Source organism: Streptomyces caniferus (assembly GCF_009811555.1).
In the GTDB taxonomy this organism is placed as follows: Bacteria; Actinomycetota; Actinomycetes; order Streptomycetales; family Streptomycetaceae; genus Streptomyces; species Streptomyces caniferus.
In genome coordinates, this window is sequence record NZ_BLIN01000005.1 from 3,905,892 (window position 1) to 3,932,747 (window position 26,856).

A 26,856-nucleotide genomic window follows, 5' to 3' on the forward strand; every position below is an offset into this window, starting at 1 on the left:
GGTTACCTCAGGCCCCCTTGGCCGCGGTACGGACCAGGACGAGGCCGCCGTTCGGACCAGGAACTGCGCCCTTGATGAGCAGCAGACCCTTCTCCGCGTCAACGGCATGGACGGTCAGGTTCTGGGTGGTGACCCGCTCATTGCCCATACGGCCGGCCATCCGCATGCCCTTGAACACGCGGCCCGGGGTGGCGCAGCCACCGATGGAGCCAGGCTTACGGTGCACGCGGTGGGCACCGTGGGAGGCCTTGCCGCCATGGAAGCCGTGACGCTTCATGACACCGGCGAAGCCCTTGCCCTTGCTCTTGCCGGTCACGTCCACCTTGACGCCGGACTCGAAGGTCTCAGCGGTCACTTCCTGGCCGAGGGTGTACTCACCGGCATCGGTGGTACGGACCTCGACGAGGTGACGACGGGGGGTGACGTCGGCCTTCGCGAAGTGGCCCTTGAGGGGCTTGTTCACCTTGCGCGGGTCGATCTCGCCGAAGGCGATCTGGACGGAGTCGTAGCCGTCCTGGTCATTGGTGCGCACCTGGGTAACGACACAGGGGCCGGCCTTCACCACGGTCACCGGGACGACACGGTTGTTCTCGTCCCAGACCTGGGTCATGCCGAGCTTCTCGCCCAGGATGCCCTTGATCTGCTTTGCCATCTCTTCCGCGCCTCTCAGAGCTTGATCTCGATGTCAACGCCGGCCGGAAGGTCCAGGCGCATCAGCGAGTCAACGGTCTTGGGCGTCGGGTCGAGGATGTCGATCAGGCGCTTGTGCGTGCGCATCTCGAAGTGCTCGCGCGCGTCCTTGTACTTGTGCGGCGACTTGATGACGCAGTACACGTTCTTTTCAGTGGGCAGCGGCACCGGGCCCGCGACCGACGCACCAGTACGGGTCACCGTCTCGACGATCTTCTTCGCCGACGTGTCGATGACCTCGTGGTCGTAGGCCTTGAGCCGGATGCGGATCTTCTGTCCCGCCATGGCTACTTCGTAGTCCTGTCTCTCGTAACGCTCTGGGACCCGGTGCGCTGCGCTTCGCGAGAAGCGCCGTTCTTCTCCGACCCACGCGGTCGGGCGTGTCGCACCCCTTCCCGTAGATCCCCGTAAAGGGGATCCTTCAAGAAGGAGAAGGCAGGGGAAGAACACCCACCGGGCGCCTGGCCGAGGCACCCCGCTGACGCTTCCCGGAAGATTCCCGTATTTCCGACCCTGAGAAGGGACGACGAATACCTGGGACTCGCTTCCAGTCCTCCCGGCGGGAGGCGCGCAGCATCGGCACTCAACCGAGCAACCTGGACAGTGTGCCATACCCGGGACGCCTAAGGCCAATCGGACCCCAACTGTCAAGGAGCCCCGCCCACCTGATGGTGGACGGGGCTCCTTGTGGAACTGCTACCGGATCAACCGGATCAACAATTACTTGTTGATCTTGGTGACCTGGCCGGCGCCGACGGTCCGGCCACCCTCACGGATGGCGAACTTCAGGCCCTCCTCCATGGCGACCGGCTGGATCAGCTCGACCGACATCTCGGTGTTGTCGCCCGGCATGACCATCTCGGTGCCCTCGGGGAGGGTCACGACGCCGGTCACGTCCGTGGTACGGAAGTAGAACTGCGGGCGGTAGTTGTTGAAGAACGGGGTGTGGCGGCCACCCTCGTCCTTCGACAGGATGTACGCCTGGGCCTCGAACGAGGTGTGCGGCGTGACCGAACCCGGCTTGATGATGACCTGGCCGCGCTCGACGTCCTCGCGCTTGATACCGCGAAGCAGCAGACCGACGTTCTCACCGGCCTGGCCCTCGTCGAGGAGCTTCCGGAACATCTCGATGCCGGTGACCGTGGTGGTGGTCTTCTCGGTCTTGATGCCGATGATGTCGACGGTCTCGTTGACCTTGAGGACACCACGCTCGATACGACCGGTGACAACGGTGCCACGGCCGGTGATCGTGAAGACGTCCTCGATCGGCATCAGGAACGGCTTGTCGACGTCGCGCTCGGGCTGCGGGATCGACTCGTCGACGGCGGCCATGAGCTTGAGGACGGAGTCGCCCCACTCCTTGTCGCCCTCGAGCGCCTTGAGCGCCGAGACCTTGACGACCGGAACGTCGTCGCCGGGGAACTCGTACTCGGAGAGGAGCTCACGGACCTCGAGCTCGACGAGCTCCAGGATCTCCTCGTCGTCCACCATGTCGGCCTTGTTCAGGGCGACAACGATGTACGGAACGCCGACCTGGCGGGCCAGGAGCACGTGCTCCTTGGTCTGCGGCATCGGGCCGTCGGTGGCGGCAACCACGAGGATGGCGCCGTCCATCTGCGCCGCACCCGTGATCATGTTCTTGATGTAGTCCGCGTGACCGGGGCAGTCGACGTGGGCGTAGTGACGGTTCTCCGTCTGGTACTCGACGTGCGCGATCGAGATCGTGATACCGCGCTGGCGCTCCTCAGGAGCCTTGTCGATCTGGTCGAAGGCCGAGGCCTCGTTCAGGTCCGGGTACGCGTCGTGCAGCACCTTGGTAATGGCGGCCGTGAGGGTCGTCTTACCGTGGTCAATGTGACCGATGGTGCCGATGTTGACGTGCGGCTTAGTCCGCTCGAACTTCGCCTTCGCCACTGGTTCCTCCTGAAGTGGTTCTGTACGCCTTACTCATCGGCGCCAGGTGATCTTTGCTGGGATGCCGGCTGACGGGGCAAGCCTCGCGGGTTGCGGGGATTGCCCCATCAGACGGTGTCAAGCCTAAAGCGTGTTCCGGCTCTCGGGAGACGGAGCTACTCGCCCTTGGCCTTCGCGATGATCTCCTCGGCGACGTTCCGGGGAACCTCGGCGTAGGAGTCGAACTGCATCGAGTAGCTTGCGCGACCCGACGTCTTGCTGCGGAGGTCTCCGACGTAGCCGAACATCTCCGACAGGGGGACCAGGCCCGTGACGAGCTTGGCGCCGCTGCGCTCTTCCATGGACTGGATCTGACCGCGGCGGGAGTTGATGTCGCCGATCACGTCGCCCATGTAGTCCTCGGGCGTGGTGACCTCGACCTTCATCATCGGCTCGAGCAGGGCCGGGGAGGCCTTGCGGGCGGCCTCCTTGAAGGCCATCGAACCGGCGATCTTGAAGGCCATTTCCGACGAGTCGACCTCGTGGAAGGCACCGTCGAGGAGGGTGACCTTGACACCGGTCAGCGGGTAGCCGGCGAGAACACCGAACTCCATGGCCTCCTGGCAGCCCGCGTCCACGGACGGGATGTACTCCCGCGGGATACGGCCACCGGTGACCTTGTTCTCGAACTCGTACCCGTCGCCCTCGAGCGGCGCGATCGCGATCTGCACCTTCGCGAACTGGCCGGATCCACCAGTCTGCTTCTTGTGCGTGTAGTCGAGACGCTCGACCGGCTTGCGCAGGGTCTCGCGGTAGGCGACCTGCGGCTTGCCGACGTTGGCCTCGACCCGGAACTCACGCTTCATACGGTCGACCAGCACGTCGAGGTGCAGCTCGCCCATACCCGCGATGATGGTCTGGCCGGTCTCCTCGTCGGTGTGCACCTGGAACGAGGGGTCCTCTTCGGCGAGGCGCTGGATGGCGACACCCAGCTTCTCCTGGTCGCCCTTGGACTTGGGCTCAATGGCGACCTGGATGACCGGGGCCGGGAACTCCATCGACTCCAGGATGACCGGCTTACCGGCGTCGCACAGGGTCTCACCGGTGGTGGTCTGCTTGAGACCCATGACGGCGACGATGTCACCGGCACCCACCGACTCGATCTCCTCACGCTTGTTCGCGTGCATCCGGTAGATCTTGCCGATGCGCTCCTTCTTGCCCTTCACCGAGTTCTGCACCTGCGAGCCGGCCTCGAGGCGGCCCGAGTAGATGCGGATGAAGGTGAGCTTGCCCAGGTGGGGGTCGCTCGCAATCTTGAACGCCAGAGCGGCCAGCGGCTCGTCCTCGGACGGCAGGCGCTTGATGACCTCTTCCGGGTCCTTGACGGAGTGGCCTTCGATGGCCTCGACGTCCAGGGGGGAGGGGAGGTAGCGCACGACCGCGTCGAGCAGGGGCTGGACGCCCTTGTTCTTGAACGCGGTACCGCAGAACACCGGGGTCACGGTGGTGTTCTCGGCCTTGCCCGAAGCGATGGTGATCCGACGGATCGCGGCGTAGAGCTGCTCCACGGTGGGCTCCTGGCCCTCCAGGTACAGCTCCATGACCTCTTCATCGTTCTCGGCAACGGCCTCGAGCAGCTTGCCGCGCCACTCGTCGGCAGCCTCGATGTGAGTGTCCGGGATGTCGACGGTGTCGTACATCTCGCCCTTGGCGGCCTCGGCCGACCAGACCAGGGCCTTCATCGTGACGAGGTCGACGACACCCTTGAAGTCGGCCTCGGTGCCGATCGGGAGCTGCATCACGATCGGGGTCGCGCCGAGGCGGTCCGTGATCATGTCGACGCAGCGGTGGAACTCGGCACCCGTGCGGTCGAGCTTGTTGACGAAGCAGATACGCGGCACGCCGTAGCGGTCCGCCTGACGCCAGACGGTCTCGGACTGGGGCTCGACACCGGCAACGCCGTCGAACACCGTCACCGCACCGTCCAGGACGCGCAGCGAGCGCTCCACCTCGACCGTGAAGTCGACGTGGCCCGGGGTGTCGATGATGTTGATGGTGTTGTCGACGTCTTCCAGCGGCCAGTGGCAGGTCGTCGCGGCAGACGTGATGGTGATGCCGCGCTCCTGCTCCTGCTCCATCCAGTCCATCGTGGCAGCGCCGTCGTGGACCTCACCGATCTTGTACGAAACACCGGTGTAGAACAGGATCCGCTCGGTGGTGGTCGTCTTGCCCGCGTCGATGTGGGCCATGATCCCAATGTTGCGGACCTTGGCCAGGTCAAGCGAAGTGGTGGCCATAGTGGCTCAATCTTCTCTCGGTCTCGATGTGGGTTGCGACTACCAGCGGTAGTGCGCGAAGGCCTTGTTGGACTCGGCCATCTTGTGCGTGTCCTCACGCTTCTTGACCGAAGCGCCGAGGCCGTTGGAGGCGTCGAGCAGTTCGTTCATGAGGCGCTCGGTCATGGTCTTCTCGCGGCGGGCGCGGGAGTAGCCCACGAGCCAGCGGAGCGAGAGGGTGCCGGCACGGCCGGGCTTGACCTCGACCGGGACCTGGTAGGTCGCGCCACCGACACGGCGGGACTTGACCTCAAGAGTCGGCTTGATGTTCTCGAGCGCGCGCTTGAGCGTGATGACCGGGTCGTTACCGGTCTTCTCGCGCAGACCCTCCATGGCGCCGTAAACGATGCGCTCGGCGGTGGAGCGCTTTCCGTTCAGCAGCACCTTGTTGATGAGGGAGGTCACCAGAGGAGAACCGTAGACCGGGTCGATGATGACCGGGCGCTTCGGGGCGGGGCCCTTACGAGGCATTCTTACTTCTCCTTCTTGGCGCCGTAGCGGCTGCGAGCCTGCTTGCGGTTCTTGACGCCCTGCGTGTCGAGGGAGCCGCGGATGATCTTGTACCGAACACCCGGCAGGTCCTTCACACGACCACCGCGCACGAGCACGATCGAGTGCTCCTGCAGGTTGTGGCCCTCACCCGGAATGTAAGCGGTGACCTCGATCCCGCTGGTCAGACGCACACGCGCGACCTTACGCAGGGCCGAGTTCGGCTTCTTCGGGGTGGTCGTGAAAACACGCGTGCAGACGCCACGGCGCTGGGGGGATCCCTCAAGCGCGGGCGTCTTGTTCTTCTCGACCTTGTCCTGCCGGCCCTTGCGGACCAGCTGCTGGATCGTAGGCACCGTTTCTCCGGTTTCTGTGTGCCAGTCTCGGTAAAGCTAACCTGGAACATCTCCCGACCCACGCGGTCGGGTGTGTCGAATACTGCAGTCCGGTCCCTCGCTGGAACGAGGAAGGCGGCAGATTGCGGTGTCAAAACCCGGCTTCCGTACTGCGGCTCTCCCGGCCAGAGGCTGTGGAGTTTGCGCGCACGGCAGCCCAGGGACACCCCAGGCACAAGGTCAGAGCGTACCTACCGCATGGGCTGCGGTCAAAACAAATGCACACGCGAAGGACACGCCGGACTCCTCACGGCGTTGCGGCCACCGTAGTGCGATCAGCGACCGTACGGAAGAAGGCGCCACGTCGCCGCCGTTCACCGCGGCCGCCCGGCGCCCGCCGGCGGCCCGGACCCGCGGACCGGTCAGAGGTTGACCGCCGCCGCCAGCACGAAGACCAGCAGAAACAGCGCCCAGCCGCCGATCGCCAGCCAGCCCAGCACCAGCCCCGTGATGGCCTGACCGTCGCCGCGCTCGCCCGTGCGGCGGATCTCGGCGCGCGCCTTGTGCCCCAGGATCACCGCGGGAATCGCCGTCAGCCCCCAGGTCACCGGTGTCATGATCCCGCAGACCAGCGCGCCCGTCGCCGAGCTGTTGGTGTGCACCGGAGCCGGCATCTGCATCGGCATCGGCATGAACGTCGCCGGCACCATCGGCCGCTGCGGCATGAACTGCGCCTGCGGTACCGGCCCCTGCGGAAGATCCGCGACCAGCATCTGCAGCTCGGCATGGGTCTGCGCCTTGTAGGCCCGCCCGATCCGCTGTTCGTACTCCGGCTGCTGCAGCCGCCCCTCGGCGAAACCCGCCTTGAGCACATCGACCGCCCGCTCACGATCGGCGTGCGAGGCACGCATGACAGGCACCTGATTCGACGCCTGAGCCGGCTGCCCGCCCTGCCACGGCTGGAATGCCACTTCGCGAACCTCCCCCCGCTCGACAGTTCTCCCCATCTTCTCATCACAGACGCAGCAATGGGAGGACAAGTTCCCCCGGGCGGCCCCCAACCCTGAGGGAGTGCCGGAGAACGCCGCAGGGCGGCCACCCCGTAAGGGATGACCGCCCTGTTGCTGTCGTACGGACCAGGATTACTGGTTGTACGGACCGTAGTCGTAGTCCTCCAGCGGGACCGCCTGGCCGGAGCCGGTGCCGAAGGGCGAGTAGTCGATGTCGTCGTAACCGACGGCCGAGTACATCGCGGCCTTGGCCTCTTCGGTGGGCTCGACCCGGATGTTGCGGTAGCGGGACAGGCCCGTACCGGCCGGGATGAGCTTACCGATGATGACGTTCTCCTTGAGGCCGATCAGGGAGTCCGACTTGGCGTTGATCGCCGCGTCGGTCAGGACCCTGGTGGTCTCCTGGAAGGACGCCGCCGACAGCCAGGACTCGGTGGCCAGCGAAGCCTTGGTGATACCCATCAGCTGCGGACGGCCGGAGGCCGGGTGGCCGCCTTCCGCCACGACGCGACGGTTCTCGCCCTCGAACTTCGTGCGCTCCACCAGCTCGCCCGGCAGCAGCTCCGCGTCGCCGGACTCGATGATCGTCACACGGCGCAGCATCTGCCGGATGATGATCTCGATGTGCTTGTCGTGGATCGCCACGCCCTGGCTGTTGTAGACCTTCTGGACCTCGCCGACCAGGTGGACCTGGACGGCACGCTGGCCGAGGATCCGCAGCACGTCGTGCGGGTTGACGGCACCCACGGTCATCGGCTGGCCGACCGTGACGTGGTCGCCCTCGCCCACCAGGAGACGGGCACGCTTGGAGACGCCGTAAGCCATCTCGTCGCTGCCGTCGTCCGGGGTGACGACGACCTTCTTGGTCTTCTCGGTCTCCTCGATCCGGACGCGGCCGGCCGCCTCCGAGATCGGGGCGACGCCCTTGGGCGTACGGGCCTCGAAGAGCTCGACGACACGCGGCAGACCCAGGGTGATGTCGTCACCGGCCACACCACCGGTGTGGAAGGTACGCATCGTCAGCTGGGTGCCGGGCTCACCGATGGACTGGGCGGCGATGATGCCGACCGCCTCACCGATGTCGACCAGCTTGCCGGTGGCCAGCGAACGGCCGTAGCAGAAGGCACAGGTGCCGACCGCGGACTCACAGGTCAGGACCGAGCGGGTCTTGACCTCCTCGACGCCCGCGTTGACCAGCGCGTCGATGAGCACGTCACCGAGGTCCACGTTGGCCGGCGCGACGACCTTGCCGTCGACGACGACGTCCTCGGCCAGCATGCGTGCGTAGACGCTGGACTCGACGTCGTCCGCCTTGCGCAGGACACCGGCGGCGTCCTTCGAGGCGATCCGCAGCTTGAGGCCGCGCTCGGTGCCGCAGTCCTCCTCGCGAATGATGACGTCCTGGGAGACGTCGACCAGACGACGGGTGAGGTAACCGGAGTCGGCGGTACGCAGAGCGGTGTCCGCCAGACCCTTACGGGCACCGTGGGTGGAGATGAAGTACTCCAGCACGGACAGACCCTCGCGGAACGAGGCCTTGATCGGACGCGGGATGGTCTCGTTCTTGGCGTTCGACACCAGACCACGCATACCGGCGATCTGCCGCATCTGCATCATGTTTCCTCGGGCACCCGAGTCAACCATCATGAAGATGGGGTTCGTCTTGGGGAAGTTCTCATTCATCGCCTCGGAGACCTCGTTGGTCGCCTTGGTCCAGATGTTGATGAGTTCCTGCGTGCGCTCGTCCTTGGTGATCAGACCGCGCTCGTACTGCTTCTGGACCTTCTCGTCCTGGGCCTCGTAGCCCGCGACGATGGCCTTCTTGGCCTCCGGCACGACGATGTCCGAGACGGCGACGGTGACGCCGGAACGGGTCGCCCAGTGGAAGCCGGCCGCCTTCAGGTTGTCGAGCGTCGCCGCCACGATGACCTTGGGGTAGCGCTCGGCCAGGTCGTTGACGATCGCGGAGAGCTGCTTCTTGCCCACCGAGTAGTCGACGAACGGGTAGTCCTCGGGCAGCAGCTCGTTGAAGAGCGCGCGGCCCAGGGTCGTCCGCAGCCGGAAGCTGTCACCCTGCTGCCACTCGGGCTCGCCCTCCTCCGGAACCGGCGGGGTCCAGCCGCGGGGCGGGACGGTGCCGATCGGGAAGCGGATGTCGACCTTCGCCTGGAGCGAGAGCTCCTTGGCGTCGAACGCCATGATCGCCTCGGCGGTCGAGCCGAACGCCCGGCCCTCACCGATGACCTTGCGCTCCTCTTCATCCGTGGTGAGGAAGAAGAGACCGAGCACCATGTCCTGGGTCGGCATGGTGACCGGACGGCCGTCGGCGGGCTTGAGGATGTTGTTCGAGGACAGCATCAGGATGCGGGCCTCGGCCTGGGCCTCCGCGGACAGCGGGAGGTGGACGGCCATCTGGTCACCGTCGAAGTCCGCGTTGAACGCGGTGCAGACGAGCGGGTGAATCTGAATGGCCTTGCCCTCGACCAGCTGCGGCTCGAAGGCCTGGATGCCCAGACGGTGCAGGGTGGGTGCACGGTTCAGCAGCACCGGGTGCTCGGCGATGACCTCTTCGAGCACGTCGTAGACGACCGTGCGGCCGCGCTCGACCATGCGCTTGGCGCTCTTGATGTTCTGCGCGTGGTTGAGGTCCACCAGGCGCTTCATCACGAACGGCTTGAAGAGCTCCAGCGCCATGGCCTTGGGCAGACCGCACTGGTGCAGCTTGAGCTGCGGGCCGACGACGATGACGGAACGCGCCGAGTAGTCGACTCGCTTACCGAGCAGGTTCTGACGGAAGCGGCCCTGCTTGCCCTTCAGCATGTCGCTGAGGGACTTCAGCGGGCGGTTACCGGGACCGGTGACCGGGCGGCCGCGGCGGCCGTTGTCGAACAGTGCGTCGACGGCCTCCTGCAGCATCCGCTTCTCGTTGTTCACGATGATCTCGGGGGCACCGAGGTCAAGGAGACGCTTGAGGCGGTTGTTGCGGTTGATCACACGGCGGTACAGGTCGTTCAGGTCGGAGGTCGCGAAGCGGCCACCGTCCAGCTGCACCATCGGACGCAGGTCCGGCGGGATCACCGGGATGCAGTCCAGCACCATGCCCTTGGGGCTGTTGCGGGTCTGCAGGAAGGCGGAGACGACCTTGAGGCGCTTGAGCGCACGGGTCTTCTTCTGGCCCTTGCCGGTACGGATGATCTCGCGGAGGCGCTCGGCCTCCTCGTCGAGGTCGAAGGTCTCCAGGCGCTTCTGCAGGGCAGCGGCACCCATGGAGCCGTCGAAGTACGTGCCGAAGCGGTCACGCAGCTCGCGGTAGAGCAGCTCGTCGCCCTCGAGGTCCTGGACCTTGAGGTTCTTGAAGCGGCTCCAGACCTCGTCGAGACGGTCGATCTCGCGCTGCGCACGGTCGCGCAGCTGCTTCATCTCACGCTCGGCACCCTCGCGCACCTTGCGGCGCACGTCGGCCTTGGCACCCTCGGCCTCGAGCTCGGCCAGGTCGGTCTCGAGCTTCTTGGCGCGGGCCTCCAGGTCGGAGTCGCGGCGCTGCTCGATCTGCTGACGCTCGACGGAGACGTGCGCCTCCAGCGAGGGCAGGTCGCGCGTACGGCGCTCCTCGTCCACCCACGTGATCATGTAGGCGGCGAAGTAGATGACCTTCTCGAGGTCCTTGGGCGCGAGGTCCAGCAGGTAGCCCAGCCGGCTCGGCACGCCCTTGAAGTACCAGATGTGGGTCACGGGAGCGGCAAGCTCGATGTGGCCCATCCGCTCACGACGCACCTTGGCGCGAGTGACCTCGACGCCACAGCGCTCGCAGATGATGCCCTTGAAGCGGACGCGCTTGTACTTACCGCAGTAGCACTCCCAGTCCCGGGTCGGACCGAAGATCTTCTCGCAGAAGAGTCCGTCCTTTTCGGGCTTGAGGGTGCGGTAGTTGATGGTCTCGGGCTTCTTGACCTCGCCGTGGCTCCACTGACGGATGTCGTCAGCGGTGGCCAGACCGATCCGGAGCTCATCGAAGAAGTTGACGTCGAGCACTATGCGTCAATCCCTCTCAGGGTTGTAAGTCTTAGGGGTCTGAAACGGGGGTCCTGGGGCCGGCCGGGGAACCATCACTGGCTCCCCGGCCGAACTCCCGTCAGACCTCTTCGACGCTGCTCGGCTCGCGCCGGGACAGGTCGATGCCGAGCTCCTCCGCAGCGCGGAAGACGTCCTCGTCGGTGTCGCGCATCTCGATGGACATGCCGTCCGAGGACAGCACCTCCACGTTGAGGCACAGGGACTGCATTTCCTTGATGAGCACCTTGAAGGACTCGGGAATGCCGGGCTCGGGGATGTTCTCGCCCTTGACGATGGCCTCGTAGACCTTCACGCGGCCGGTCACGTCGTCGGACTTGATCGTCAGCAGCTCCTGGAGGGCGTATGCGGCGCCGTATGCCTCCAGCGCCCACACCTCCATCTCACCGAACCGCTGGCCACCGAACTGAGCCTTACCACCCAGCGGCTGCTGGGTGATCATCGAGTACGGACCGGTCGAACGCGCGTGGAGCTTGTCGTCGACCAGGTGGTGCAGCTTGAGGATGTACATGTACCCGATCGAGATCGGGTCCGGGAACGGCTCACCGGAGCGGCCGTCGAACAGCCGGGCCTTGCCGGAGCCCTTGACCATCCGCTCGCCGTCGCGGTTGGGGATCGTCGACTCGAAGAGACCGGAGATCTCGTCCTCGCGCGCACCGTCGAACACCGGGGTGGCGACGTTGGAGCCGGGGGCGACCTCGTCGGCGGAGATCGCGTGGAGACGCTTCTTCCACTCCTCCTCGACACCCTCGACCTTCCAGCCCTGGCTGGCGAGCCAGCCGAGGTGGATCTCCAGGACCTGTCCCGGGTTCATTCGGGACGGGACACCCAGCGGGTTGAGGATGATGTCGACCGGGGTGCCGTCCTCCAGGAACGGCATGTCCTCGACCGGGAGGATCTTCGAGATGACGCCCTTGTTGCCGTGACGGCCGGCGAGCTTGTCACCATCGGTGATCTTGCGCTTCTGCGCGACGTAGACGCGGACCAGCTGGTTCACGCCCGGGGGCAGCTCGTCGCCCTCTTCGCGGTCGAAGACGCGGACGCCGATGACCTTGCCGATCTCACCGTGCGGCACCTTCAGCGAGGTGTCGCGCACCTCGCGCGCCTTCTCACCGAAGATCGCGCGGAGCAGGCGCTCCTCGGGGGTCAGCTCGGTCTCACCCTTGGGCGTGACCTTGCCGACGAGGATGTCACCGGCGACGACCTCGGCACCGATACGGATGATGCCGCGCTCGTCGAGGTCGGAGAGGACCTCCTCGGAGACGTTCGGGATGTCCCGGGTGATCTCCTCCGGGCCGAGCTTGGTGTCACGGGCGTCGACCTCGTGCTCCTCGATGTGGATCGAGGAGAGGACGTCGTCCTGCACGAGGCGCTGCGACAGGATGATCGCGTCCTCGTAGTTGTGGCCCTCCCACGGCATGAACGCGACGAGCAGGTTCTTGCCGAGCGCCATCTCGCCTTCGTCCGTGGACGGACCGTCGGCGAGGACCTGGCCCTCGATGACCCGCGCGCCCTCGTCCACGACGACCTTCTGGTTGAAGGAGGTGCCCTGGTTGGAGCGGGTGAACTTGGCGACGCGGTACGTGGTGTACGTGCCGTCGTCGTTGGCGACGGTGATGTAGTCCGCGGAGACCTCCTGGACCACACCGTCCTTCTCCGCCTTGATGACGTCACCGGCGTCGACCGCACAGCGGTACTCCATGCCGGTGCCGACCAGCGGCGACTCCGCCTTGATCAGCGGAACGGCCTGGCGCATCATGTTCGATCCCATGAGCGCGCGGTTGGCGTCGTCGTGCTCGAGGAACGGGATCATGGCGGTCGCGGCCGACACCATCTGGCGCGGCGAGACGTCCATGAAGTCGACCTCGTCGGCGGGGACCAGGTCGACCTCGCCGCCACGACGGCGGACCAGGACACGCTGCTCGGAGAACCGCATGTCCTCGGAGAGCTTCGCGTTGGCCTGGGCGATCAGGAAGCGGTCCTCCTCATCAGCGGTGAGGTAGTCCACCTCCTCCGTGACCTGGCCGTCGACGACCTTGCGGTACGGCGTCTCGATGAAGCCGAAGACGTTGACCCGGCCGTAGGAGGCCAGCGAGCCGATCAGACCGATGTTGGGACCTTCGGGGGTCTCGATCGGGCACATGCGGCCGTAGTGCGAGGGGTGCACGTCACGGACGTCCAGGCCGGCCCGCTCACGGGAGAGACCACCCGGGCCCAGCGCCGACAGACGGCGCTTGTGGGTCAGGCCCGACAGCGGGTTGGTCTGGTCCATGAACTGCGACAGCTGGCTGGTGCCGAAGAACTCCTTGATGGAGGCGACGACCGGCCGGATGTTGATCAGGGTCTGCGGCGTGATCGCCTCGACGTCCTGGGTGGTCATGCGCTCACGCACGACGCGCTCCATACGAGCCAGACCCGTGCGGACCTGGTTCTGGATGAGCTCGCCGACGTTGCGCAGACGACGGTTGCCGAAGTGGTCGATGTCGTCGGTCTCGACAACGATGGAGTTGCCGTTCTCGCCGATCGTCTCGGTCTCGCCGGCGTGCAGCTTGACCAGGTACTTGATCGTCGCGATGACGTCATCGGTGGTCAGCACACCCGCGTCGAGCGGCTCGTCGCCGCCGAGCTTCTTGTTGACCTTGTAGCGGCCGACCTTGGCGAGGTCGTAGCGCTTGGGGTTGAAGTACAGGTTCTCGAGCAGCGTCTGCGCGGCCTCACGGGTCGGCGGCTCGCCCGGACGCAGCTTGCGGTAGATGTCGAGCAGCGCGTCGTCCTGGCCCTGGGTGTGGTCCTTCTCCAGGGTGGCGCGCATGGACTCGTACTCGCCGAACTCCTCGAGGATCTGCTCGGTCGTCCAACCGAGAGCCTTGAGCAGAACGGTCACGGACTGCTTGCGCTTGCGGTCGATGCGCACACCGACCATGTCGCGCTTGTCGATCTCCATCTCCAGCCAGGCACCCCGGGACGGGATGATCTTGGCGGAGAAGATGTCCTTGTCGGACGTCTTGTCGATGGAGCTGTCGAAGTACACGCCCGGCGAGCGGACCAGCTGCGAGACGACGACACGCTCGGTGCCGTTGATGCAGAAGGTGCCCTTGTTGGTCATGAGCGGGAAGTCGCCCATGAAGACCGTCTGGGACTTGATCTCGCCGGTCTCGTTGTTCGTGAACTCAGCGGTGACGAAGAGCGGAGCGGCGTACGTGAAGTCGCGCTCCTTGCACTCGTCGATGGAGTTCTTCGGGGGCTCGAAGCGGTGGTCGCGGAACGTCAGCGACATCGACCCGGAGAAGTCCTCGATCGGGGAGATCTCTTCGAAGATCTCTTCAAGACCGGACTTGGTGGGGACTTCCTGCCCACTCTCCAGCGCAGCCTCGACGCGACCCTTCCATGCGGCATTGCCGAGCAGCCAGTCGAAGCTTTCGGTCTGCAGCGCAAGGAGGTTCGGAACCCCGAGGGGCTCCTTGATCTTCGCAAAAGAGATGCGCAGCGGGGCGGTGCTGTCGCCGTTGTTCGTATTGGCAGTCGAGGCGTTGCGCGAGGCGGCCAAGAGGGGGTCCTTCCGAGGGCTCGGACTCACTACGCGCGTACCGGTCCCGAATCGAGCAGACTGAGGGAAAGCCCAGGTCAGGGCAGATCATCCAGCTTTGCTCGGGCTCGGGTATGCCCCTGGTGACGGGCAGGGAGCAGCTAACAGGCAGCGCAAAGGGTCAGTGTAGCCACTTGGCACACTGATGTCCAGAGCGAGTTTCCGGAGACCGGTTCAGCGCCGTGATACCGATCTTCTCCCTCCGGGAGGTCATGTCCTCCAACCGGAGGAGCACCTCGTTGTTCTTCTCTACGCCCATTGCCCTGCGCCTGCCGAAAGCCCTGCGCCAGTGGCGCACACCGATGCTTCCCTCTTCGTCGGCGATCCATGCCTCGAACCCTGGATCGCTTCTGCGTCGCGTCCCGAGAATTGCGCGCCGCGTCCGGTTCGTCAAGGCCCCCCACCTCTGGGAGATCGTCACATGGGGGCACGTCCGGGCAACGATGATCACCATACTCGCACGCAGGCGCGAGAGAACGCAGCTGTGACGAGCACGCCGAAGGGCGACCACCCGCATGGGTGATCGCCCTTGGCTGGTGTCCGAAGCGCCTCAGGCGCCGTGGACGGGAGTCAGAGACTCCGTGGGGTCACTTGACCTCGACGGAGGCGCCGGCGCCCTTGAGGGACTCGGCAGCCTTCTCGGCGGCGTCCTTGGCGACCTTCTCGAGGACCGGCTTCGGGGTGCCGTCGACGAGGTCCTTGGCCTCCTTCAGACCCAGGGAGGTCAGCTCACGCACGACCTTGATGACCTGGATCTTCTTGTCGCCCGCACCGGTGAGGATGACGTCGAACTCGTCCTGCTCCTCGACCTCGGCGGCCGGGGCACCCGGGGCGCCGGCGGCGGCAACGGCGACCGGGGCGGCAGCCTCGACGTCGAACTTCTCCTCGAAGAGCTTCACGAACTCGGAGAGCTCGATGAGGGTCATCTCTTCGAACTGCGCGAGCAGGTCTTCCTGGCTGAGCTTCGCCATGGTGGCGGTCCTTCCACTAATTCGGCTGGTGCCGGATGTACATGAATGGCGGGCGTACGGGCCCGCTGGGCAGACGAGTGGTTACTCGGCAGCCTCGGCGGGAGCCGGCGTACCGGCACCGCCCTGCTCGACCTTGCTGCGAAGCGCGTCCGCGGTGCGGGCGAACTTCGTGAGGGGGGCCTGGAAGGTCGCCGCGGCCTTGGCCATGGACGCCTTCATGCCACCCGCCAGCTTGGCGAGCAGAACCTCACGGGACTCGAGGTCCGCAAGCTTCTTGATCTCGTCGGCGGTCAGCGCCTTACCATCAAGGACACCGCCCTTGATGACGAGAGCGGGGTTCTCCTTGGCGAAGTCACGAAGACCCTTCGCCGCCGTGACCGGGTCACCGGTCACGAAGGCAACAGCGGTCGAGCCCTTGAGGTGCTCGTCCAGCTGAATCCCGGCCTCCTTGGCCGCGATCTTGGTCAGCGTGTTCTTCACCACACGGTACTGAGCGTTCTCGCCGAGAGAACGACGCAGCTCCTTGAGCTGCGCCACAGTCAGTCCGGTGTAAGAAGTCACAACAGCTGCGTTGGAGTCACGGAGCTTCCCCGTGATCTCCGCAACGGCTGCGTTCTTGTCAGACGTCGCCATGAGCCTCGGCCTCCTTCCGGGTGATGAGGACCGCGCAGAAGGGGCTGGGCAAAACAAACGCCCCGGCGCAGGCGCACGGGGCGTACTCGACCGAACGGAATCCGCTCGGGAGTTCATCCATACACACCTGCGCAGGCCGTCCGCAGCTAGCGGATCCTTCGGCCACCACACGTCCGGGACCGGACGCGCAGAGACAACCAGCGGTCTTTGGCTTCCGGGAAAAGATACGGGAACGGCCTGCGCTCAGGCAAATCGGGTGTGAGCGGAGGCATCGGAGCACCCCGCTCACACCGTCACACGGTCTGCCGGGCCGGTCAGGCGCCGGGCGCGGTCCGCGTCTGGCTCGCCGGCGGCGGGGTCACGTCGACCTTGGTGCCGTAGTCGGAGAAGAACACCGTGGAGTCGGTCGGCTGCTTGCCGCCGAGCTTCTCCACCTTCTTGACCAGCAGGTTGTCGGAGTCGATCCAGACGTCGAGCTGCTCGCTCTTCGCCCCGGTCTTCGCGAACTGCTTGCGGATCATGTCGCGGAGGTCCTTGCTGAGCTTGCCGCTGAGCTGGTCCGTCGTGACGGTGCCGGTGTAGTGCGTCGCCTGGACGCCGTTGACGTCCTCCTTGCCGACGGCCTTGGCGGAGCCGGAGGCGACCAGCAGCTCGATCGGCTGGCTCGGGTTGGCGTTCTGCAGCGCGTCCTGGAAGAGGGTGCCCGAGCCGCCCATCTGCTTCGACAGGGCGGTGTACGTGTACTTCATCCAGGGCTTGCCGCCCGCACCCGGCATGGCCGCGCCCATGTCCATGTACACGGCGTCCTTGGTGTAGATCGCCTTGATCGGCTTACCGGGGCTTCCCCCGCCCTCCATGGTGTTCGCCACGTTCATCTGCATGCCCTGCGTCCAGTCCAGCCCGCCCTTGGTGGACTGCTTGACCTGCTTGCCGGCGAGGCTCAGGGTCGTGGAACCGTCGATCTTGGCGGTCTTCTTGCCCGAGGTCGCCTCCTGGGCGGCCTTCAGCGCGTCCACCGGGTTCTGTGCCGGGTCCTGCTTCCCGCCCGCGTCACTGCTGCCGCCGACGCTGCTGCTCCCGCCCCCGGACGCCTTGCCGTCGTCGTTGTTGCAGGCACTCAGGCCGCCCACCAGAATCACGGCACCCGCCACGGCGGCGGCTATACGCGTGCTACGCACTTGAGGCTCCCCCTTGGATCATCTTTATGGACCTCGGGGCGACTGTAGTGCAGCCCACCGACAGCACATGCGTCAGGCCCCGTCCCTCCCTGAGGAGAGACGGGGCCTGACGCATGAATCACGCGCTACGAGGCGTCGATCAAGGAGATCAGACGGCCTCGTCCTCGACGAGGAGGTTGCGGGTGCGGTTGGCGTCCAGCGGGATGCCGGGGCCCATCGTGGTGGTGACGGTCGCCTTCTTGATGTAGCGGCCCTTGGCGGCGGACGGCTTGAGGCGGTTGATCTCCTCGAGCGCCGCGGCGTAGTTCTCCACGAGCTTGGTCTCGTCGAAGGAGACCTTGCCGATGATGAAGTGGAGGTTCGCGTGCTTGTCCACGCGGAACTCGATCTTGCCGCCCTTGATGTCGGTGACAGCCTTGGCGACATCCGGGGTGACGGTGCCGGTCTTCGGGTTCGGCATCAGACCACGCGGACCGAGCACGCGGCCGAGGCGGCCGACCTTGCCCATGAGGTCCGGGGTGGCGACGACGGCGTCGAAGTCCAGACGGCCCTTGGAGACCTCGTCGATCAGTTCGTCCGAGCCGACGATGTCGGCGCCGGCGGCTTCCGCGGCCGCAGCACGGTCACCGGTCGCGAAGACCAGGACCCGGGCGGTCTTACCGGTGCCGTGCGGGAGGTTCACGGTGCCACGGACCATCTGGTCGGCCTTGCGCGGGTCGACACCCAGACGCATGGCGACCTCGACGGTCGCGTCGAACTTGACGGAGGTGGTCTCCTTGGCGAGACGGACGGCCTCGAGGGGGGCGTACACGCGCTCCCGGTCGATCTTCGCGTCCGCGTTGCGAAGAGTCTTGCTGCGCTTCACTTCTGCTCCTGATGCAGTGGGTGGAGTCGTGGTGCGGACCAGCGCCTGGTCCTGCCACGGGTGGTGCCTGAAGGGCTGGGATCAGCCCTCGACCGTGATGCCCATGGAACGGGCGGTGCCGGCGATGATCTTCGACGCGGCGTCCAGGTCGTTGGCGTTCAGGTCGGGCATCTTGGTGGTGGCGATCTCGCGGACCTGCGCCTCGGTGATCTTGGCGACCTTGGTCTTGTGCGGCTCGCCGGAGCCCTTCTCCACGCCCGCGGCCTTCAGGATGAGCTTCGCGGCCGGCGGGGTCTTGGTGACGAAGGTGAAGGAACGGTCTTCGTAGACCGTGATCTCCACCGGCACGACCATGCCACGCTGCGACTCGGTCGCGGCGTTGTAGGCCTTGCAGAACTCCATGATGTTGACGCCGTGCTGGCCCAGCGCGGGGCCGACCGGCGGGGCCGGGTTTGCGGCGCCGGCGCTGATCTGGAGCTTGATAAGCCCCGTGACCTTCTTCTTCTTGGGAGGCATGCTCTCTCCGGGTCCTAGTGAGAGGTGTTTCGCCGATCCATCCGGTCATCCGGATGGAGGCATACCGCACCACGATAACGGGTATCGTCGTGCGGCCAAAAACCGAGCAGGTCAGACCGGCTGTGAGCCCGTCTGACCTGGTCGGTTTGGCTGGTGGTCCGGAAGAACCTAGTTCTTCTGGATCTGGTCGAAGCTCAGCTCGACCGGGGTCTCGCGGCCGAAGATCTCGACGAGGCCCTTGACCTTCTTCGAGTCGGCGTTGATCTCGTTGATCGTCGCCTGCAGCGTCGCGAACGGGCCGTCGGTGACGGTGACGGAGTCGCCCACCTCGAAGTCCAGCACCTGGACCTCGACCTTGCGGGACGGCGCCGGCTTGCCCTCGGCCGCTGCGGCCTCCTTGGCGGCCTTCTCCTCGGCCTCCGGGGCGAGCATCTTGACGATCTCGTCCAGCGTCAGCGGGTAGGGGTCGTAGGCGTTGCCGACGAAGCCGGTGACACCCGGGGTGTTGCGGACGACGCCCCAGGACTCGTTCGTCAGGTCCATGCGCACGAGAACGTAGCCCGGGAGCTTGTTCTGGCGGATGGTCTTGCGCTCGCCGTTCTTGATCTGGGCGACCTCTTCCTGCGGCACCTCGGCCTGGAAGATGAAGTCCTCGACGTTCAGCGAGACGGCACGCTGTTCGAGGTTGGTCTTCACGCGGTTCTCGTAGCCCGCGTAGGTGTGGATGACGTACCACTCGCCGGGCAGGCCACGGAGCTCGTCGCGGAGGGCGGCCACCGGGTCGACCGGCTCCTGCTCCTCGTCCTCGTCGACCTCGGCGGTGGCCTCGGCGTCCTCTTCGGTGTGCACCGCGGCCTCTTCGGCGGGCTCGCCGGCGGCAGCGTCCTCGGCGTCGAGCTCGTCGACCTCGTCGACGCCCTCGACGATCTCAAGCGCGGTGTCGTCGCCCTCGACCTCGGCCGAGGCAGCCGCGTCCACGTCGGCCGCTGCCGTCTCGGCGGAGTCGGCGGCGTCGTTCAGGTTCGGGTCAGACACGGTGGCTGCTTCTTCCTGGCTTCAAGGGGTTGAACATGCGAAACGGGCGCCCGCTGAGGCGCCCTCCGCGGGATCAGCCGAAGACGTACCCGACGACTCGGTTGATTCCCAAGTCAATCACGGTTACGAGACCGATGATGATGACAACAAAGACGATCACCACGCTGGTGTACGTCGACAGCTGGCTACGCGTGGGCCAGACGACCTTGCGGAGTTCCGCCACGACCTGGCGGTAGAAAAGCGCGAGACGCGCGAAGGGGCCCTTCTTGCCGCGCTTGCCGCCACGGCGGGGCTTCTTCTGGGATTCCGCGGTTTCGTCCTCGGAACGACCGCGCTCAGGCATGTCGATGGAGCCCAGGGCGTCCGTCACTCGTCCTCACCTGAATCCGGGTCGTGGCCGTGCCGCGCCCGGTTGAGCCGCACGGCGGTGCATTTCATACGTACGCGTGCACGCACTGCGGTGGAGAGTGCGTGTAGCAGGGCCGGAGGGACTTGAACCCCCAACCGCTGGTTTTGGAGACCAGTGCTCTACCAATTGAGCTACGACCCTTTGTGGTTCCCCCAACCTACCGCATGCGGCCGACTGCACTAAGTGCGTGAGCCGCGGCGACCTGTTGGGAGCCAACGGTCAGCGAGTGTACGTGGTTCGGAGCCGGGCGTCGAACAGGATCCTCCCGGGTGGTGCCCGCAAACCCGTGTACCGGGCTCCTCAGGGGTCTGCAACGATGCATATATGAGCGCTGCAACCCCTTCCGCATCGTCCCCCACCGACCGCCGGGTCTCGGCCCGTGTCGGTTCGATCTCCGAGTCCGCCACCCTCGCCGTCGACGCCAAGGCGAAGGCCCTCAAGGCGGCCGGACGCCCGGTGATCGGCTTCGGCGCCGGTGAGCCCGACTTCCCCACGCCCGACTACATCGTCGAGGCGGCGATCGAGGCCTGCCGCAACCCGAAGTACCACCGCTACACCCCGGCCGGCGGCCTCCCCGAGCTCAAGACCGCGATCGCCGCGAAGACGCTGCGCGACTCCGGCTACGAGATCGAGGCCGCGAACGTCCTGGTGACGAACGGCGGCAAGCAGGCCATCTACGAGGCGTTCGCCGCGATCCTCGACCCGGGCGACGAGGTCATCGTCCCCGCCCCGTACTGGACCACCTACCCCGAGTCGATCCGGCTCGCGGGCGGTGTGCCGGTCGACGTCGTCGCCGACGAGACCACCGGGTACCGCGTGACCGTCGAGCAGCTGGAGGCGGCCCGTACGGACCGCACCAAGGTGCTGCTCTTCGTGTCGCCGTCGAACCCGACCGGCGCGGTCTACACCCGCGAGCAGGTCGAGGCGGTCGGCCGCTGGGCCGCCGAGCACGGCCTGTGGGTGCTGACCGACGAGATCTACGAGCACCTGGTCTACGGCGACGCCGAGTTCTCGTCGCTGCCGGTGGTCGTGCCCGAGCTGCGCGACAAGTGCATCATCGTCAACGGCGTGGCGAAGACGTACGCGATGACCGGCTGGCGGGTGGGCTGGGCGATCGGCCCCAAGGACGTCATCAAGGCCGCCGCGAACCTCCAGTCGCACGCCACGTCCAACGTCTCCAACGTCGCCCAGGCCGCGGCCATCGCGGCGGTCTCCGGCGATCTGACGGCCGTCGAGGAGATGAAGGTCGCCTTCGACCGCCGCCGTCGCACGATCGTGCGGATGCTCAACGAGATCGACGGCGTGCTGTGCCCGGAGCCGGAGGGCGCGTTCTACGCCTACCCGTCGGTCAAGGAGCTCCTGGGCAAGGAGCTCCGCGGCAAGCGCCCGCAGAGCAGCGTCGAGCTGGCCGAGCTGATCCTGGAGGAGGCCGAGGTGGCCGTCGTCCCGGGTGAGGCCTTCGGCACCCCCGGCTACCTGCGGCTTTCCTACGCGCTCGGCGACGAGGACCTGATCGAGGGCGTGTCGCGCCTCCAGAAGCTCCTGGCCGAGGCCAAGTAGGACACCAGCCCCACTGGACACCAGCCACCGAGCGATGGCGAACGGGCCCCGTTGTTCCGGGGCCCGTTCGCGCGTTCCACCGGACACCCCTTCGGGAAAGGCCCTACCGGCGCACCGCCCGATGCGGCAAGATCTTGGGATGGAGAGCATTCGTGCCCACGGTGAAGCCGCTGTTCGAGACCTGCGCCGCTTGCCGAAGGCCCATCTGCACCTGCACTTCACCGGCTCGATGCGGTCCGCGACCCTGCTGGAACTCGCCGACAAGTACGGCGTCCACCTGCCGGAGGCGCTGCGGGGCGGGGAACCGCCGCAGCTGAGAGCCACGGACGAGCGCGGCTGGTTCCGCTTCCAGCGGCTGTACGACATCGCGCGGTCGTGTCTGCGGGAGCCCGAGGACATCCGGCGGCTGGTCCACGAGGCCGCCGAGGAGGACGTCCGCGACGGGTCGCGCTGGCTGGAGATCCAGGTCGATCCGACCTCGTACGCGCCGAGGCTGGGCGGGCTGATCCCGGCCCTGGAGATCATCCTGGACGCGGTGCGCAGCGCCTCCCGGGACACCGGGCTCGGCATCCGCGTCGTGGTCGCCGCGAACCGCATGAAGCACCCGCTGGACGCCCGCACACTGGCGCGTCTCGCGGTGCGCTACGCCGACCAGGGCGTGGTCGGTTTCGGGCTGTCCAACGACGAACGCCGGGGTTTCGCCCGGGACTTCGACCGCGCCTTCGCCATCGCCCGGGAGGGCGGTCTGCTGGCGGCGCCGCACGGCGGGGAGCTGTCGGGTCCGGCGAGCGTCCGGGACTGCCTGGACGATCTGCACGCCGGCCGGGTGGGGCACGGCGTACGGGCCGCGGAGGACCCCGTGCTGCTGAGCCGGCTGGCCTCGCGCGGGGTGACCTGCGAGGTGTGCCCGGCGTCGAATGTGGCGCTCGGAGTCTACGAGAAGCCGGAGGACGTACCGCTGCGGACGCTCTTCGACGCGGGCGTGCCGATGGCGCTGGGCGCGGACGATCCGCTGCTGTTCGGCGCGCGGCTGGCCGCGCAGTACGAGATCGCCCGTACCGCGCACGGCTTCACGGACGACGAGCTGGCCGAACTGGCCCGGCAGTCGGTCCGCGGCTCGCGCGCCCCGCAGGACGAGCAGCAGCGGCTGCTGGCGGAGATCGACGGCTGGCTGGGCGCGTAGCGGCCCGGGGGCGCCTGGGAGGGCCCCCGGGCCCCGTCACGCGCTCCTAGAGGCTGACGCCGACCGTCACCGGCTCGTTGACGAGCGTGACGCCGAAGGCCGCGTGGACGCCGTCGCGGACCTCGCGGGCCAGGGCGAGCAGGTCCTCGGTGGTCGCCCTGCCGCGGTTGGTGAGCGCGAGGGTGTGCTTGGTGGAGATGCGGGCCGGGCCGCTGCCGTAGCCCTTGGTGAAGCCCGCCCGGTCGATGAGCCAGGCGGCGGACGTCTTCACCAGGCCCTCGCCGGCCGGGAAAGCGGGCGGGGCGACGTCGGAGCCGAGGCGGTCCTGCACGCGCCGGAGGAAGACGGCGTGCTCGGCCTCGGTGAGGATCGGGTTGGTGAAGAACGAGCCGGCCGACCAGGTGTCGTGGTCCTCGGGGTCCAGCACCATGCCCTTGCCGGCGCGGAGCGCCAGAACGGTCTGCCGGGCGACGGCGGCCGGGACCCGGTCACCGGCCTCGACGCCGAGGGCGCGGGCGGTCTCGGCGTACTTCAGGGGCGCGGAGAGCCCGTCCGCGTCCTCCAGGGCGAAGCGCACCCGCAGCACCACGAACCGGTCGGGGTGCTCCTTGAAGCGGCTGTGGCGGTACGAGAAGCCGCACTCCTCGTTCGGGAGGGTGACGGTCTCGCCGGCCCGGCGGTCGTAGGCGACGACCTCGGTGATCGTGGCGGAGACCTCCTGGCCGTACGCGCCCACGTTCTGGATCGGGGTGGCGCCCGCCGATCCGGGGATGCCGGCCAGGCACTCCACACCGGCCAGTCCGGCCTCGACCGTACGGGCGACCGCGTCGGACCAGTTCTCACCGGCGGCGAGCGTGAGGGCCGTGCCGTCGAGCGCGAAGCCGCGGGTGGCGATGCGCAGGGCCGTGCCGTCGAAGCCCTTGTCGCCGATCACGAGGTTGCTGCCGCCGCCGATGATCAGCAGCGGGGTCCCGGCTTCGTCGGCCGCGCGGACCGTCGCGATCACCTCGTCGTCGGTGGTGGCCGTGACGAGGCGGGTCGCCGGTCCGCCGAGGCGGAAGGTGGTCAGCGGGGCGAGGGGGGCGTCGTGGAGTTCCTGCACGCGCCCAAGGGTACGGGGGCGGTCCGGCCGCGCTCGGCCGACCGCCCCCGCGAGGGGCGACTCAGGCGAGCCGGACCACGGCGCGGGACATGCCCAGCACCTTCTGGCCCGCGCTCATCGCGGTGAGGTCGACGCGGACCGTACGGTCGTCGTCGTCCAGCTTGGCGGCGACCTTGGCGCTGACCTCGATCAGCGCGCCGGTCTCGTCGTTGGGGACGACGACGGGCTTGGTGAAGCGCACGCCGTACTCGGCGACCGCGCCCGGGTCACCGGCCCAGTCGGTGACCACCCGGATCGCCTCGGCCATGGTGAACATGCCGTGGGCGATGACGTCCGGCAGGCCGACCTCCTTGGCGAACTTCTCGTTCCAGTGGATCGGGTTGAAGTCACCGGAGGCGCCCGCGTACCGGACGAGCGTGGCGCGGCTCACGGGGAAGCTCTGCGCCGGGAGTTCGGTACCGACCTCGACCTCGTCGTAGGAAATCTTGGCGGTCATCTCAGGCCTCCTTCGCGGCGCGGGCCACCAGCTTGGTGAAGGCGGTCACGACGTGTTCGCCGGCTTCGTCGTGCACCTCACCGCGGATGTCGATGATGTCGTTGCCCGCCATGGTCTTGATGGCCTCGATGGTGGAGGTGACGCTCAGCCGGTCCCCGCTGCGCACCGGCCGGGTGTAGGCGAACTTCTGGTCGCCGTGCACCACCCGGCTGTAGTCCAGACCCAGTTGCGGATCCTCGACGACCTGGCCGGCCGCCTTGAAAGTGATCGCAAACACAAAAGTCGGCGGCGCGATCACCTCGGAGTGGCCGAGTGCCTTGGCCGCGTCGGCGTCCGTGTAGGCGGGGTTGGTGTCACCGATCGCCTCGGCGAACTCGCGGATCTTTTCCCGGCCGACCTCGTACGGGTCGGTGGGCGGGTACGTGCGTCCGACAAAAGACTGGTCGAGCGCCATGGGCTCGCAACCTCCCTGTACTGATGGTGATAACGCCGTGAGGCCGCCCCCACGAATGGGGACGGCCTCACGGACGAGCCTGTGTTATCGCGTCTCGCGGTGCGCGGTGTGCGAGTTGCAACGGGGGCAGTGCTTCTTCATCTCAAGACGGTCCGGGTCGTTACGCCGGTTCTTCTTGGTGATGTAGTTCCGCTCCTTGCACTCCACGCAGGCCAGCGTGATCTTCGGGCGGACGTCGGTGGCAGCCACGTGAGTGCTCCTTGGACGGACGGGTGGTCGGATTAACGCATAAAAGAGTAGCCGATCGGAGGACCGACCCCACAATCGGCTACTGTCAGTAGCGGTGACCGGACTTGAACCGGTGACACAGCGATTATGAGCCGCTTGCTCTACCGACTGAGCTACACCGCTGTGATGCAAGAGTCCCTCGCCCGAAGGCGAGGTACCTCACACATCAGAGCCCCAATACGGAATCGAACCGTAGACCTTCTCCTTACCATGGAGACGCTCTGCCGACTGAGCTATTGGGGCGAGCGATGAAGACATTACACGGCCCGCCGCCAAACGTGAAATCCGTATCCGGGCCGTGCCCCAACGGCCTCGCACACCACACCGGTACGACTATTTCGCGCCTGCACGAAGCTCTCCGACCAGCGCCCTAGGCTCGGAAGAACGCTGCGTGATCTTGCACGCCGGTGGCTTCGAGGAGCGCGATGTCCGACAGCAGTTCGCCGCAGCCCCAGCCGGGGAAGCCCGGCGGCGCCGGCCGCTACGCCAGGGCGGACAGCGGCGCACTGGTGCTGTGCGGCGCGCGGCTCGCCGATGGCCGGACGGTGGACGTACGGCTCGACGGCGGACGCATCGAGGCCGTCGGGACGGCCGGCAGCCTCGCCCCGCAGGGCGCCCGCGTCGACCTCGCCGGCTATCTCCTGCTCCCCGCCCCCGCCGAACCGCATGCGCACTGCGACACCGCCCTGACGGCGGACTCCGACGGCCCCGCCTCCGGCTCCCCCGAGGACGTCCAGCGGCGGACCACCGAGGCGGCGCTGCTGCAGCTCGGGCACGGCGCCACCGCTTCGCGCAGTCACGTGCGGATCGGTGACGTCCAGGGCCTGCGTTCGCTGGAGGCGGTGCTGCAGGCCCGCAGATCGCTGCGCGGGCTGGCCGACCTGGCGGCGGTCGCGGTGCCGCGGGTGCTGACCGGGGTGGCCGGGGCGGACGGGCTGGCGATGCTGCGGGACGCCGTGAAGATGGGCGCCTCGGTCATCGGCGGCTGCCCGGATCTCGACCCCGACCCGGCCGGGTACGTCGAGACGGTCCTGGAGCTGGCCGGGGAGCACGGCTGCCCGGTGGATCTGCACACCGACGGCGACGATCCGGCGCGGCTGGCGCGGTTCGCAGCGATGTCCGGCGGGCTGCGGCCGGGCGTCGCCCTCGGGCCGTGCGCCGGGATGGCCCGGATGCCGCGGAGCGTGGCGGCGCGGGTCGCCGAGCAGTTGGCGGCCGCCGGGGTCGCCGTGGTGTGTCTGCCGCAGGGCGACTGCGCGGGCCTGGAGCGCTACGGCTCGCGGGTGTCACGGCCGGCGCCGGTACGGCTGCTGCGGGCGGCCGGGGTGCGGGTGGCGGCGGGCAGCGGGGCGCTGCGGGACGTGGCGAACCCGGTGGGGCGGGGCGATCCCCTGGAGGCCGCGTACCTGCTGGCGTCCCTGGGGGAGGCCACGCCGGAGGCGGCGTACGAGACGGTGAGTTCGGCGGCGCGGGCGACGCTGGGCCTGCCGGAGGTACGGGTCGAGGCGGGCTTTCCCGCGGAGCTGCTGGCGGTGCGCGGGGAGCGGATCGCCGGGGTGCTCTCGCTGGCCTACAGCCGGATCGTGATCCACCGCGGGCGGGTGGTCGCCCGGACCAGCGCGGTGCGGGAGTACTGCGACTCGGCGGCCGAGGTGGCGCTGGAGCTGCCGCGCCAGTCGCAGCGCTGAGCCACGGCGGCGAGAAGCCGCCGGCCCCCGGCCGGTCCCGCGCACGGCGGCGGCCCTTCGGCGTACGG

At 67.4% G+C, this 26,856-nt stretch carries 24 protein-coding genes and 3 tRNA genes; 3 read left to right on the forward strand and 24 right to left on the reverse strand.

Annotated features, from left to right (window positions below; all coding sequences use genetic code 11):
• Positions 1-7 precede the first annotated feature (7 nt).
• The 18 genes from rplC to Scani_RS33745 form a co-directional block, all read right to left on the reverse strand.
• Positions 8-652, reverse strand: coding sequence for a 50S ribosomal protein L3 (gene rplC / locus Scani_RS33660; RefSeq protein ID WP_030986140.1), 645 nt, complete (start codon positions 650-652; stop codon positions 8-10).
• Between the two features lie 14 nt (positions 653-666).
• The gene (gene rpsJ, locus Scani_RS33665) at positions 667-975 is read right to left on the reverse strand and encodes a 30S ribosomal protein S10 (RefSeq protein ID WP_159481494.1); all 309 of its coding nucleotides are present in this window, start codon (positions 973-975) and stop codon (positions 667-669) included.
• 435 nt (positions 976-1,410) lie between these two features.
• Positions 1,411-2,604 (reverse strand): elongation factor Tu, encoded by a 1,194-nt coding sequence (gene tuf, locus Scani_RS33670; protein WP_159481495.1) that lies wholly within the window; start codon positions 2,602-2,604, stop codon positions 1,411-1,413.
• Positions 2,605-2,759: 155 nt separating this feature from the next.
• Entirely contained in the window at positions 2,760-4,880 is a 2,121-nt protein-coding gene (gene fusA, locus Scani_RS33675) for an elongation factor G (RefSeq protein ID WP_159481496.1), read from the reverse strand.
• Positions 4,881-4,919: 39 nt separating this feature from the next.
• A complete protein-coding gene (gene rpsG, locus Scani_RS33680) occupies positions 4,920-5,390 on the reverse strand; it encodes a 30S ribosomal protein S7 (RefSeq protein ID WP_085925683.1) in 471 nt (156 codons plus the stop codon).
• Between the two features lie 2 nt (positions 5,391-5,392).
• Positions 5,393-5,764, reverse strand: a complete 372-nt coding sequence (gene rpsL / locus Scani_RS33685) for a 30S ribosomal protein S12 (protein WP_003948652.1) — start codon at positions 5,762-5,764, stop codon at positions 5,393-5,395.
• Between the two features lie 401 nt (positions 5,765-6,165).
• Complete coding sequence (locus tag Scani_RS33690) at positions 6,166-6,654, reverse strand: DUF1707 and DUF4190 domain-containing protein (RefSeq protein WP_159481497.1); 489 nt, start codon at positions 6,652-6,654, stop codon at positions 6,166-6,168.
• A 231-nt stretch (positions 6,655-6,885) separates the two neighbouring features.
• Positions 6,886-10,785, reverse strand: a complete 3,900-nt coding sequence (locus tag Scani_RS33695; RefSeq protein ID WP_159481498.1) for a DNA-directed RNA polymerase subunit beta' — start codon at positions 10,783-10,785, stop codon at positions 6,886-6,888.
• A 100-nt stretch (positions 10,786-10,885) separates the two neighbouring features.
• Positions 10,886-14,371 carry a DNA-directed RNA polymerase subunit beta gene (gene rpoB / locus Scani_RS33700; protein ID WP_159481499.1) on the reverse strand — a complete coding sequence of 1,162 codons (3,486 nt, stop codon included), beginning with the start codon at positions 14,369-14,371 and terminating at the stop codon, positions 10,886-10,888.
• Positions 14,372-14,531: 160 nt separating this feature from the next.
• A complete protein-coding gene (locus Scani_RS33705) occupies positions 14,532-14,864 on the reverse strand; it encodes a hypothetical protein (protein WP_159481500.1) in 333 nt (110 codons plus the stop codon).
• Positions 14,865-14,997: 133 nt separating this feature from the next.
• Positions 14,998-15,381 carry a 50S ribosomal protein L7/L12 gene (gene rplL / locus Scani_RS33710; protein WP_159481501.1) on the reverse strand — a complete coding sequence of 128 codons (384 nt, stop codon included), beginning with the start codon at positions 15,379-15,381 and terminating at the stop codon, positions 14,998-15,000.
• Between the two features lie 81 nt (positions 15,382-15,462).
• Positions 15,463-16,014, reverse strand: coding sequence for a 50S ribosomal protein L10 (gene rplJ, locus Scani_RS33715; protein ID WP_159481502.1), 552 nt, complete (start codon positions 16,012-16,014; stop codon positions 15,463-15,465).
• 314 nt (positions 16,015-16,328) lie between these two features.
• Positions 16,329-17,192 (reverse strand): SCO4651 family lipoprotein, encoded by an 864-nt coding sequence (locus tag Scani_RS33720; RefSeq protein ID WP_246296298.1) that lies wholly within the window; start codon positions 17,190-17,192, stop codon positions 16,329-16,331.
• 148 nt (positions 17,193-17,340) lie between these two features.
• Complete coding sequence (gene rplA / locus Scani_RS33725; protein WP_159481503.1) at positions 17,341-18,057, reverse strand: 50S ribosomal protein L1; 717 nt, start codon at positions 18,055-18,057, stop codon at positions 17,341-17,343.
• 81 nt (positions 18,058-18,138) lie between these two features.
• Entirely contained in the window at positions 18,139-18,573 is a 435-nt protein-coding gene (rplK, locus tag Scani_RS33730; RefSeq protein WP_128507227.1) for a 50S ribosomal protein L11, read from the reverse strand.
• 168 nt (positions 18,574-18,741) lie between these two features.
• Entirely contained in the window at positions 18,742-19,608 is an 867-nt protein-coding gene (gene nusG / locus Scani_RS33735) for a transcription termination/antitermination protein NusG (RefSeq protein WP_159481504.1), read from the reverse strand.
• A 73-nt stretch (positions 19,609-19,681) separates the two neighbouring features.
• Complete coding sequence (gene secE, locus Scani_RS33740) at positions 19,682-19,978, reverse strand: preprotein translocase subunit SecE (protein WP_159481505.1); 297 nt, start codon at positions 19,976-19,978, stop codon at positions 19,682-19,684.
• Positions 19,979-20,085: 107 nt separating this feature from the next.
• Positions 20,086-20,158: transfer RNA gene (locus Scani_RS33745), tRNA-Trp, on the reverse strand.
• Between the two features lie 183 nt (positions 20,159-20,341).
• Between Scani_RS33745 and Scani_RS33750 the strand changes: the two genes are divergently transcribed.
• Both Scani_RS33750 and Scani_RS33755 read left to right on the forward strand, forming a co-directional pair.
• Complete coding sequence (locus tag Scani_RS33750; protein ID WP_159481506.1) at positions 20,342-21,577, forward strand: pyridoxal phosphate-dependent aminotransferase; 1,236 nt, start codon at positions 20,342-20,344, stop codon at positions 21,575-21,577.
• 139 nt (positions 21,578-21,716) lie between these two features.
• Positions 21,717-22,760, forward strand: a complete 1,044-nt coding sequence (locus Scani_RS33755) for an adenosine deaminase (protein WP_159481507.1) — start codon at positions 21,717-21,719, stop codon at positions 22,758-22,760.
• Between the two features lie 46 nt (positions 22,761-22,806).
• On the opposite strand, the gene Scani_RS33760 is transcribed toward Scani_RS33755, so the two are convergent.
• From Scani_RS33760 to Scani_RS33785, 6 genes are all read right to left on the reverse strand, one after another.
• Entirely contained in the window at positions 22,807-23,862 is a 1,056-nt protein-coding gene (locus Scani_RS33760; protein WP_159481508.1) for a UDP-N-acetylmuramate dehydrogenase, read from the reverse strand.
• A gap of 61 nt (positions 23,863-23,923) precedes the next feature.
• Positions 23,924-24,358 carry a MaoC family dehydratase gene (locus Scani_RS33765; RefSeq protein ID WP_159481509.1) on the reverse strand — a complete coding sequence of 145 codons (435 nt, stop codon included), beginning with the start codon at positions 24,356-24,358 and terminating at the stop codon, positions 23,924-23,926.
• A 1-nt stretch (position 24,359) separates the two neighbouring features.
• The gene (locus Scani_RS33770) at positions 24,360-24,812 is read right to left on the reverse strand and encodes a MaoC family dehydratase N-terminal domain-containing protein (protein WP_159481510.1); all 453 of its coding nucleotides are present in this window, start codon (positions 24,810-24,812) and stop codon (positions 24,360-24,362) included.
• A gap of 84 nt (positions 24,813-24,896) precedes the next feature.
• A complete protein-coding gene (gene rpmG, locus Scani_RS33775) occupies positions 24,897-25,061 on the reverse strand; it encodes a 50S ribosomal protein L33 (RefSeq protein ID WP_006604855.1) in 165 nt (54 codons plus the stop codon).
• A gap of 89 nt (positions 25,062-25,150) precedes the next feature.
• Positions 25,151-25,223 (reverse strand) — tRNA-Met (locus Scani_RS33780).
• Between the two features lie 47 nt (positions 25,224-25,270).
• Positions 25,271-25,343, reverse strand: a tRNA-Thr gene (locus tag Scani_RS33785).
• Positions 25,344-25,525: 182 nt separating this feature from the next.
• Here Scani_RS33785 and Scani_RS33790 point away from each other — a divergent pair.
• Positions 25,526-26,788: an amidohydrolase family protein gene (locus Scani_RS33790; RefSeq protein ID WP_159481511.1), complete on the forward strand. Its 1,263-nt coding sequence runs from the start codon at positions 25,526-25,528 to the stop codon at positions 26,786-26,788.
• Positions 26,789-26,856 lie beyond the last annotated feature (68 nt).